The sequence below is a fragment of the Streptomyces sp. Inha503 genome, from assembly GCF_047215865.1.
In the GTDB taxonomy this organism is placed as follows: domain Bacteria; phylum Actinomycetota; class Actinomycetes; order Streptomycetales; family Streptomycetaceae; genus Streptomyces; species Streptomyces lycopersici.
The window spans coordinates 9,594,462-9,604,662 of the sequence record NZ_CP178360.1 but is presented as its reverse complement, the minus strand read 5'-3'; the positions used below and the strand labels follow the sequence as shown (position 1 = coordinate 9,604,662).

Below are 10,201 nucleotides of genomic sequence, written 5' to 3'. Positions count from 1 at the left end.
GAATGGCACCATCCTGCCACTCAGAAATTTCCCTTCCCGCGAACAAGGTCACGAAGACTCGTGATCCGGACATAGAGGAAGATACGATGACGGACGCTCTTCCGATTCCCACCGGTGTGCCCACCACGCGTCGGTGTCCGTTCGAACTGCCCACCGAACTCCTGCAACTCAGCGAACAGGGCCCGCTGAGCCGTATGCGCTATTCCGACGGCCATCTGGGATGGCTGGTCACCGGATATTCGGCCGCTCGGCTGGTGCTCGGCGACAGCCGATTCAGCAACCGGGCCGACCTGGCCCGTATGCCGGTGGCGATTTCCGCCGAGGCCGAGCAGTCGCGGCGTGCGGTGCCGCCCGGTGTCTTCCATCGCATGGACCCGCCCGAGCACACGCGCTACCGCCGACTGCTCACCCGCCACTTCACCGTGCGCCGCATGGACCGGCTGGTCCCGAGGATCGAGCAGCTGGCCGATGGGCGGCTGGCGGCGATGGAGCGGCAGGGGCCACCGGCCGACCTCGTGGCCGACTTCGCCATGCCGATGTCACTCGATCTCCTCACGGAGTTGCTGGGCGTGCCGGACGAGGCCCGTGAGCGGTTCCGGAAGGAATCGGCGGCGCTGTTCGAACTCGACTCCGGCGCCCAGGAGATCACCCGCGCCACGCAGGCGATCCATGAGCGGTTCCGTGAGCTGATCGGGCAGAAGAAGACGGGGACGGCGGAGGATCTTCTGGGGCATCTGGCCACCGAGCCCGATCTGCCGGAGGACGAGGCCGCGACGATCGGCATGGTCATCCTCACCGCCGGCTTCGAGTCGACCGGCAACACCCTCGCCCTCGGCGCCCTCGCGCTGATGCGGAACCCCGAGCAGCTGGCCGCGCTGCGGGCCGACCCGGCCGTGATGGACTCCGCCGTGGAGGAGTTGCTGCGGTATGTCACCGTCACCCACTTCGGGCCCATCCGCACCGCCCTGGAGGATGTCCAGGTCGGCGACGACCTGATCAGGGCCGGGGACTCGGTCACCCTCGCGCTGCCCGCGGTCAACCGCGATCCGGAGCACTTCGCGGCGCCCGACACCCTGGACGTCGCCCGTCCGGCGGCCCACCATGCCGCGTTCGGCTACGGCATTCACCAGTGCCTCGGGCAGCAGCTCGCCCGCTCGCTGATGCGCTGCTCGTACGCCAGGCTCTTCGACCGGTTCCCCGCCCTGCGGCCGGCCGTTCCGTTCGACGAAATCCACGTCCGTACGGACAAGAACACCTATGGGCTGCGCGAGCTGCCGGTGACATGGTGAGGGCAACGTTCTCGCAACGTGGCGGGGGGTTCGCTGGGCCGGACCTCTGACCGCTCGGTGAGCATGACCAGCATGACGGAGAGGGATCGCCCATGGACCGTATCGCGCTGACACCGGCCGCGGCCGAGCTGATCCGCAAGCTGCGGGCGGATCACGGGCCGCTGATGTTCCACCAGTCGGGCGGCTGCTGTGACGGCAGCGCGCCGATGTGCTATCCGCTCGGCGAGTTCCGTACGGGTGGATCGGATGTGCTGCTCGGGGAGCTGGAGGTGGACGGGGTCGAGGAGCCGGTGGGCTTCTGGATGTCGGCCTCGCAGTTCGAGCTGTGGGCCCATACGCATCTCACGGTGGACGTGGTGCCGGGCCGCGGCAGCGGCTTCTCCCTGGAGGCGCCGGAGGGCGTGCGCTTCCTGATCCGCTCACGCCTGCTGGACGACACGGCGCGCTGAGCGCGGCGAGTTGGGCGCGGCGAGCTGAGCATGGCGAGTTGAGCGCGGCGCGCCGCCGGATGGGCACGAGGGGGTGAACACCACTTCCTTGCGCCCTCAGCGTGAGTACCGCGTTGCCGCGCTCTCAGCTCGCGTCGGCCAGCGCCAGAGTGTGCAGCCGCTCGGGCGGGCCCGGCCGCGCGTAGTACCACCCCTGCGCGGTGTCACAGCCCAGCCCCCGCAGATGCTCGGCCTGTACGGCCGTCTCCACGCCCTCGACCGTCACCGCGAGGTCCAGCGTGTGCGCGAGCGAGACGATCCCCTCGACGATCTTGACGTCGACCGGATCGGCGGGTGCCCGCTGCATGCCCCGGGTGAAGGAACGGTCCAGCTTGAGCTGGGAGACCGGGAGCCGGCGCAGATACGACAGGTTGGAGTAGCCGGTGCCGAAGTCGTCCAGGGCGATGTCCACGCCGAGGTCGGCGAGTTGCCGCAGCGGCCGCAGGGCGGTCTCGTCGGCGCCGATGAGGTCGTTCTCGGTGACCTCCAGGCACAGCGCGCTGGGGCACAGCCCCGCGTTCTCCAGGACCGCCACCGTGTCGGAGACCAGCGTGGGATGGCTCAGCTGGCACGGCGAGAGGTTGACGTTGACGCGCAGCGACTCGTCGTCCTCGGCGGCGTCGCGCCACTCGCGCGCCTGCCGGGCGGCCTGCTCCAGGACCCAGCGGCCGAGCGGGACGATCAGCCCGGTGTCCTCGGCGAGCGGGATGAACTGGTCGGGGCCGAGCACTCCGTGCAGCGGGTGCAGCCAGCGTACGAGCGCCTCGGCGCCGCGCACGGTGCCGTCGGTGAGCCGTACCAGCGGCTGGTACTCGATGAAGAACTCGCCCTTCTCCAGGGCGGAGGGCAGCCCGTTGGTGAGGCTGTGGCGGGCGATCACCCGGGCGTTGGAGTCGGCGTCGGCGATCTCGAACCGGTTGCCGCCCGCGGCCTTGGCCCGGTACATGGTGATGTCGGCGCTGCGCAGCACCTCGGCCCGGCCGATCTCCCCGGCCCGGCCGTCGACCACGCCGATACTGGCCCGTACCCGCAGCTCACGGCCCTCGATCCGGACGGGTTCGGCGAGCGCGGCCAGCATCCGGCGGGCCAGCCCGGCGCCGTCGGTCTGCGCCGCGGGGCCGGTGACCAGGGCGAGGAACTCATCGCCGCCGACCCGGGCGAGCAGCTCGGCGGGAGCCCTCACACAGCGCTGGAGGCGTTCGGCCACGGTCTTGAGCATCCGGTCGCCGACGGCGTGCCCGAGGCTGTCGTTGACGGCCTTGAAGCCGTCCAGGTCCAGGTAGCACACGCCGAACCGCTCGGCGTCGGCGTCGGCGGCCAGCACCTGGTCCAGCCGTTCCAGGAACAGGGTGCGGTTGGGCAGTCCGGTCAGCTCGTCGTGGGTGGCCTCGTAGCGCAGCCGCTCCCGGAGCAGCCGGTGCTCGGTGATGTCCTCGGCGAGGGCTAGCTGGTACTGCGGGGCGCCGCTGGAGTCGCGCAGCAGGGTGACCGTCAGATTGGTCCACAGCTCGCTGCCGTCGTCGCGGTAGTGCGGCTTCTCGATGCGGAAGTGGTCCCGCTCCCCGTTGACCAGCTCACGGTAGAGCTCATGGGCGCCGGGGACGTCGTCGGGATGGACGAACTCGGTGACCTTGCGGCCGGGACGGAAGAAGTCCATCCCGCCGAACATCCGGGCCATGGCGTCGTTGACGACGAGCACCTCGCCGTCGAGTCCGGCGATGCCCACGCCGATGACCGCGCCCTCGAAGACGGCCTGGAACTTGGCCTCGCTGGCGTGCAGCGCCTTCTCGGCCTCGGTCCGGGCGACCATCGCGGCCCGCGAGATGGCCTCCTGCTCATCGCGCTCGCGCTCGCGCAGCTCGCGGACGAACCCGGCGGCGAGGGCGTGCTGGAGCCGCACACAGCGGGCCCGCGCCTCCTCGTCGGCCAAGGGCTCGTGGGAGGGCTCGTCGGACGGGTCCGGGAACGGTTCACCGGACGGCCCGGGGAACGGTTCACCGGACGGCTGGGAGAAGGTCACTCCGGGCGACGAGCAGGACACCAGATGTGTGTCGATGACGCCCAGGATGGCGGGCAGCGCGTCGGGCTCGGTGCACTGGGCGTCCACCAGCGCGGCCCCGACCTCGTACGCGGCCTCGGTGTCGAAGGGGGAGGAGCGCAGGGCGGCGCTCAACCGGTGGGCCAGCGGCAGCAGATAGCCCTCGAACTCCTCGGGGGTCATCTTGGTGGCGGCCAGCGGGTGGACGGCCCGGCACCAGATGCCCGCGAATCGCCTCAGCGGATCGTTCTCCCCGGGGGCGGAGTGTCCGGCGGCGTCCCCGGCGCCGCGGTCACATCTCGGCCCGCCCGATTCGGAAGTCATATCGTGCGCTCCCCGGGGCAGCCGCCATGGGCTGGGTCCCTGTAACCTGCCGCGTCCTCGCCTGTGGCGTCGATGCCCTCCGGCCGCCAGTCCACGTCCTGCACTTCCTTCGCCCTCTTCCGGCTTCCGGGGCCGCCCTCGGGTCGTCCGCGTCCTCGGGGAAGTGGAGCACGACGAAGAGCGGCACGGCAACCCGCTGCTGAGGCGAGATTACTGATCAACCGTTCGATGAGGAAAGGAAAAACGGAAAACTGTAATCCGGATCCGATCATGGAGACGGGCGCCGCCGGTGGTGGTCGAGCACCTGTCAGAGTCATCTGCCAGTGGCCCGAACCCCGTGTTGACCTCGGCCCTCCACAGGGCGGGCCTTTGGAAGCGCCTCGGGCAAACCCGTTCGGGAGCCCCGTTCTGGCGGTGCGCCAACCCCGGGCGTGGGCAGTCGAATTAGGAAATCCATCACGTCCGCCGCGCTTGAACGTCACACCGGGTTCTCCGCGGCCGAGGCAGCGACGGCCCCGGCCGCATGCCCGCCCCCGCACCCCGCGGCTCGAAATCCGTGCGGCCTTTTCGCCCTCATGCGGTGAATTGCCATGAATAGGGGTACTCGGCCGCTGGATCTCCGCAAGGAGAGGTGCAAGGAGGTTACGTCTCGTCGAGAGGCACGACGACGCACGGAACACATGACGCACGGAACACATAAGGACGCACGGAGTGACCCCATGGCCCCACCAGGTCTCGCCCGGGATCCGTGAGCGGGGCGTCGCCGGGCACCCGTGACCGACGCAACGGCACCACACCACGAGGCGGGATGGGCAATGGGCGACAAGAACAAGAGTGTGGCGAGCGCTCTGCTCGATCAGCAGGGCACGACGTTCGCCGCCGAGGCCGGGATCAAGCTCCGTGACACCCCCGGCCCGCTCTACCAGCTGCTGGTCCTGGCGCATCTGCTGTCCGCGCGGATCAGTTCCGACATCGCCGTCGCCGCCGCCCGTGCCCTCTTCGACGCCGGGATGCGCGATCCGCGGCGGATGGCGGAGGCCACCTGGCAGCAGCGGGTCGACGCGCTGGGCGAGGGCGGCTACCGGCGTTACGACGAGCGGACCTCCAGCCAGCTGGGCGAGGCGGCCGAGCTGGTGAACCGGGAGTACGGGGGCGATCTGCGGCGGCTGCGCGAGGCCGGGGACGTGAAGAAGCTGCTCCAGGGGATCAAGGGCATCGGGCCGGCCGGGGTGAACATCTTCCTGCGCGAAGTGCAGGGCGTCTGGCCCGAGTTCGCCCCGTACTTCGACAGCAAGGCGCTGGACGGCGCCGAGCGGGTCGGGCTGCCGAAGAGCGCGCGGTCGCTGGCGGGGCTGGTGGCCGAGAAGGACCTTCCCCGGCTGGCCGCCGCCCTGGTCCGGGTCGCGCTCCACGCGGACGCCGCGCAGGAGGTGCGCGCCGCGGCGTAACGCGGTCGGGCCGCCGCCGCTTGGCCCCCCTCAGCGGATGCCCAGTTCTTTCAGCACCCGCCGCTGAGCGGCGGAAACCTTGGCCGGGAAGTAGAGGTAGCAGACGCCGCCGGTGCCCGAGACCACCTTGCCGTCGGCGTTGTACCGCTTCGTCCGCAGCCAGATGTTCTCCCACTGCCGCCGCTTGTAGATGTGGCGGACCGCCTCGTTGCTGGCCGAGGCCGGGTCGTTGGCGATGACGTCGCCGTCCGCCGTGAAGCCGATGACGGTCATCAGATGGCCCGAGGTGCCGTACCCCGCGCCGTCCAGCTCGGTCTTGAGGAAGGACTGCGAGGTGATCAGCGGAATGCCGACCTCGATCAGCTTCTCGGCGTCGGTGAGCGAGCCGAGCCGGGTGACCACGCCCTGGAGATCGCGGTAGGTGGCGGCGTAGGCGGCGTTGAACGGCCAGTTGCCGCAGCCCTCGTACTGGTAGTCGAAGGTGAACCGGGCGGCGTGGCAGACCTGCGGATCGGCGTAGTCCGGGTTGACCCAGGCGAGGTCCTTCGCGGAGGGCTTGCGACCCCAGTACTCGATGATCATCTGCGAGGAGGTGGGGCTGCACCACGCCTCGCCGCCGTTGTCGTACTCCGGGTACTGACCCTTGTGGATCTCCTGCGAATAGCGCGGTACGACGAGTTCGCGCCCCTTGGCCAGACTCGGCGTGGAGGCGGGCACCTCGAACCGGTCGGGGACGTCCGAGCCCATCGCGCCGACCCGCCACACCGTGGGGGTGAGCGTGGTGCCGGGCTTGCGGTGGAGGGTGAGCCGCACCTGGTACTTCGCGAGCCGCAGCCCGCTCGCCGGGTCGTCGATGGAGAAGGTGTCGGTCCACACCGAGCTCTTGTCGTCGCTCTGGTCGTCCACCGAGGTGCGCCGGATGGAGGAGGCGCCGTCGTCGGAGGCCCAGCGGCCCATCACGTACCAGGGGGTCGCGGAGCCGTCGGTGTAGGTGCCCTTGAGCTCGATCTGGACCCAGGTGCCGGCCGGGGTGCGGGCGTTCCAGGAGACGATGGCCTCGGTCGCGGGCACGGAGAGGGTGCGCACCGGGGAGGTCCAGGTGGCGTACTCCCAGGCGGCCTTGGTGCCGGTGTGCGGATCGGTGTAGTCCACGCTGCCCAGGGGGCGGGAGATGACGATGCCGGGGCGGGCGCCGGACTCGGCGCGTACGCCCTTGGCGGCGCCGGCCAGCCAGTCGGCGTGGCTGGTCCAGCCGTGGTACTCCGCGATCGGCTCGGCCTTCGGGCCCGCCGGGGCCGCGGCGTCCCCGGAGGCTTGTTGCGCGGCGGGGGCCGGGCGGGCCGTTCCGGCGGCCGCGGCGGCCGTCGTGGTGACGGCGGCGGCGCCCGCGACGCCGAGGGCGGCGGCGAGCACGGAGCGGCGGGGCGTGGATCCAGATCTGGTCATGCGGGGTTCCCCCAGTCGTCGTCCGGTCCAGTGGGCGGCGGGTGCGCGACAGTCGCACAACTATGGCCGCTGCGAGTGGTCTCAGGCCAGTGATTCCCCCAGGGCCCGCTCCATCAATATTGGTGTGAACCAATGGAGTGAACGAGCCCGAAGGGCCGTATGGTGGTCCCCGATGCGAACTTACCGACCGGTTGGCAGCCTGGACGCGCTGGCGCGGCGCCTGTGTGCGCTGCCGCCGTCCTGCGGGCCGGTCCGGCTGGTCGCGGTGGACGGCCACGCGGGCTCCGGGAAGACCACCTTCGCCGGGCAGCTGGCCGAAGCGCTCGGCGGCGCCCCCGTGCTGCACACGGACGACTTCGCCACCCATGAGGAGCTCTTCGGCTGGGCCGAGAGGCTGCACACCCACGTCCTCGCCCCGCTCGCCCGGGGTTCGGCGGCGCGGTACGCCCCGTACGACTGGGTGGAGCGCCGCTTCGCCACCATCCGGCGGCGGCTGGACCCCGCGCCGGTGGTGCTGCTGGAGGGCGTGGGCAGCGGTCGCCGCGCGATGCGTCCGCGGCTGGCGCAGCTGTTGTGGATGGATCTGCCCGAGCGGGATTCCTGGCGGCGCGGTCAGCTGCGGGACGGCCCGGGGATGTCCGCATTCTGGGACGGATGGCTGCCCGCCGAGCGTGCGCATTTCGCCGCCGACCCGTCCCGTCCGTACGCAGGAGCCTTGGTACAGCAGCGGAAGGAGGGGTATGAGGTGCTACCGGGACCCGCGGCTACCGACGGAAACACCCCCTGGCCTCACACAGCGTGAGCCGATGTCCCCGACCGGAGCCGACGCGGCCGCCCGAGGCATGACGCGCACCCCAACTCGGCTTGACCTGGGGCCCATACAGGTCTTACGTTCTCAATGTGCGACTCGTACGAGTCGTCCCACAACGCGAAGCCCCCGGTTGTTCCCCCGTGATCGGGGGCTTCGTCCTGTCTGGCGCCGGTTTTCCGCTGCTTTGCGCGGCCACTTCCTCACTCTGGGTGATGACCCGCCCCAGACCTTGCGCGCCCCCTACACGCCCCCGCGCACACCCGTCCGGCCTTGTGTGATTGCGACGAACAACAGTGCGGCACCCTCGGCCCATGCGAGTTGCGCAGGTACGATGCGAAAGGGGCAGTCGCCCCTGCGGCATCCACGGGGGCAGCGGTTGTGGGGGACGTGATGAATTTCGGCACGCAGGGTTCGCACGCCCCGGCCGACCTCGCCTGGCTGCGAGCCGTCGATGCCTACACGATGGGCGCGTACGCACAGGCCGAGGAGGAGTTCCGGGCCGCCACCCGGCTCGATCCGGGAATGGCCGACGCCTGGCTCGGACTGCACGCGCTGCGGGCCGACACGGCGGCGGCGCTGCTGCGGATGTACCGGCACCGCGACCGCTTCGGCGAGCAGCGCGCCCGGCACCGCCGCGCCCTCAACTCCTGGTACTGGCTGGGCTGGTGGGTCCAGCCGGTGCTGGAGACCAGCCGGGACCTGCTGCTCGCGCACGCCTCCCACTGGCTCGACGGCCGCCATGTGCCCGAGCTGGACCGGGCGCTGGCCGGCTGCCCCCCGGTGGAGGCCGATCCGCAGGCCCGCTTCCTGCACGCCTGCCGCGCCTATCTGGTCAAGGACTGGGAGCAGCTGGTGCGCCACACCGAGCCGCTGCTGGACGATCCGTTCCTGGGCATCGAGGCCGGTCTGTTCGCCGGGATGGCGCGGGTCCGGCTGGAGATGTACAGCCAGGCCGAACCGCTGCTCGCCGCCGCCTTAATGCGCTGTCGCAGCGAACAGCCCCAGCGCAAGGAGCTGCGCTACTGGCTCGCCCGCGCCCATGAGGGCACCGGGCGCAGCGCCGCCGCGCTCCCCCTCTACCGCGCGGTGCACCGCATCGACTCCACCTTCATGGACACCTCGGCGCGGCTGGCGGCGATAGCCGAGTCCGACGGTCTTGACGAGCCCGCGGACCTCGCCGCCGTATCGCTGGCCGGGGCCGGTGGCCAGGACGCCACGGACGGCCGGGACGCCACCGCCACCGACCCCGCCGACACGCTGGCCGACGGCCGCGATCCGCGCGCCGCGGCCGAGGGCCCCGAGGGCCCGCCGCTGATGGGCCCCGCCGTGATGGGCGCGGGCGGCACACGCGACCGGGCCGGACTGCCGTCCCAGCCCGGCCCCTCCGATCCGGTGCTGCTCGAGAGTGCGCTCCAGGAGCTGGAGCGCATGGTCGGCCTGGAGCCGGTCAAGCGGCAGGTGCGGGCGCTTTCGGCGCAGCTCCACATGGCGCGGCTGCGCGCCGGGCAGGGCCTGCCGGTCCAGCCGCCCAAGCGGCACTTCGTCTTCTCCGGGCCCTCCGGCACCGGTAAGACCACCGTGGCCCGCATCCTGGGCCGGGTCTTCTACGCCCTCGGACTGCTCGGCGGCGACCATCTGGTGGAGGCCGGGCGCGCCGACCTGGTCGGCGAGTATCTGGGCCAGACGGCGGTGAAGGCCAATGAGCTGATCGACTCGGCGCTCGGCGGGGTGCTCTTCGTCGACGAGGCGTACAGCCTGTCCAACTCGGGCTACAGCAAGGGCGACGCGTACGGCGACGAGGCGCTTCAGGTGCTGCTCAAGCGGGCCGAGGACAACCGCGACCGGCTCGTGGTGATCCTCGCCGGCTACCCCGAGGGCATGGACCGGCTGCTGGCCGCCAACCCCGGCCTCGGCTCGCGCTTCACCACCCGCGTCGACTTCCCCAGCTACCGGCCGCTGGAGCTCACCCGGATCGGGGAGGTGCTGGCGGCGGAGAACGGGGATGTGTGGGACGAGGAGGCCGTGGAGGAGCTGCGCAGTATCAGCGGCCATGTGGTGGACCAGGGGTGGATCGACGAGCTGGGGAACGGGCGGTTCTTGCGCACGCTGTACGAGAAGAGTTGCGCTTACCGGGATCTGCGGTTGTCGGGGTGGAGTGGCACTCCGAGCCGCGATGACCTCGCGACGTTGCGGTTGCCGGATCTGATGCAGGCGTACGGGGAGGTTCTGTCGGGTCGCGGGCCGATGTACCGCGATCCCCAGGACCCGCCCCTGGGGTAGCGCGCGCCTGCGGCGGGCCTTCCCCTACCCGCCCCTTCCCGAACCATGGGCCTCTGCCCCTGGACCCCGGACGCCCT

General features: G+C 71.2%; 7 protein-coding genes. 5 read left to right on the top strand and 2 right to left on the bottom strand.

Annotation, left to right across the window (positions count from 1 at the left end):
* The first annotated feature begins 86 nt into the window (after positions 1-86).
* Complete coding sequence (locus ACJX2R_RS40805; RefSeq protein WP_413104169.1) at positions 87-1,289, top strand: cytochrome P450; 1,203 nt, start codon at positions 87-89, stop codon at positions 1,287-1,289.
* Positions 1,290-1,381: 92 nt separating this feature from the next.
* On the top strand, positions 1,382-1,738 hold the full coding sequence (locus ACJX2R_RS40800) for a DUF779 domain-containing protein (protein WP_262701002.1): 357 nt from the start codon (positions 1,382-1,384) through the stop codon (positions 1,736-1,738).
* Between the two features lie 124 nt (positions 1,739-1,862).
* Here ACJX2R_RS40800 and ACJX2R_RS40795 read toward each other — a convergent pair whose 3' ends face one another.
* The gene (locus ACJX2R_RS40795; protein WP_413104168.1) at positions 1,863-4,139 is read right to left on the bottom strand and encodes an EAL domain-containing protein; all 2,277 of its coding nucleotides are present in this window, start codon (positions 4,137-4,139) and stop codon (positions 1,863-1,865) included.
* Between the two features lie 815 nt (positions 4,140-4,954).
* Here ACJX2R_RS40795 and ACJX2R_RS40790 point away from each other — a divergent pair.
* Positions 4,955-5,587: an endonuclease gene (locus ACJX2R_RS40790; protein ID WP_413104167.1), complete on the top strand. Its 633-nt coding sequence runs from the start codon at positions 4,955-4,957 to the stop codon at positions 5,585-5,587.
* A 30-nt stretch (positions 5,588-5,617) separates the two neighbouring features.
* Here the strand turns inward: ACJX2R_RS40790 and ACJX2R_RS40785 are convergent, their stop codons facing one another.
* Positions 5,618-7,033, bottom strand: coding sequence for a peptidase C39 family protein (locus ACJX2R_RS40785; protein ID WP_413104166.1), 1,416 nt, complete (start codon positions 7,031-7,033; stop codon positions 5,618-5,620).
* A gap of 172 nt (positions 7,034-7,205) precedes the next feature.
* Between ACJX2R_RS40785 and ACJX2R_RS40780 the strand changes: the two genes are divergently transcribed.
* Together ACJX2R_RS40780 and ACJX2R_RS40775 are read left to right on the top strand one after the other, a co-directional pair.
* Entirely contained in the window at positions 7,206-7,835 is a 630-nt protein-coding gene (locus tag ACJX2R_RS40780; protein WP_413104165.1) for a uridine kinase, read from the top strand.
* A 399-nt stretch (positions 7,836-8,234) separates the two neighbouring features.
* Positions 8,235-10,124 carry an AAA family ATPase gene (locus tag ACJX2R_RS40775; RefSeq protein ID WP_413104164.1) on the top strand — a complete coding sequence of 630 codons (1,890 nt, stop codon included), beginning with the start codon at positions 8,235-8,237 and terminating at the stop codon, positions 10,122-10,124.
* Positions 10,125-10,201: the final 77 nt, after the last annotated feature.

Excerpts from the sequence above, each read along its gene's own strand:
- ACJX2R_RS40805 (WP_413104169.1), top strand. The coding sequence starts at position 87 with ATGACGGACGCTCTTCCGATTCCCACCGGTGTGCCCACCACGCGTCGG.
- ACJX2R_RS40800 (WP_262701002.1), top strand. The coding sequence starts at position 1,382 with ATGGACCGTATCGCGCTGACACCGGCCGCGGCCGAGCTGATCCGCAAG.
- ACJX2R_RS40795 (WP_413104168.1), bottom strand. The coding sequence starts at position 4,139 with ATGACTTCCGAATCGGGCGGGCCGAGATGTGACCGCGGCGCCGGGGAC.
- ACJX2R_RS40790 (WP_413104167.1), top strand. The coding sequence starts at position 4,955 with ATGGGCGACAAGAACAAGAGTGTGGCGAGCGCTCTGCTCGATCAGCAG.
- ACJX2R_RS40785 (WP_413104166.1), bottom strand. The coding sequence starts at position 7,033 with ATGACCAGATCTGGATCCACGCCCCGCCGCTCCGTGCTCGCCGCCGCC.
- ACJX2R_RS40780 (WP_413104165.1), top strand. The coding sequence starts at position 7,206 with ATGCGAACTTACCGACCGGTTGGCAGCCTGGACGCGCTGGCGCGGCGC.
- ACJX2R_RS40775 (WP_413104164.1), top strand. The coding sequence starts at position 8,235 with ATGAATTTCGGCACGCAGGGTTCGCACGCCCCGGCCGACCTCGCCTGG.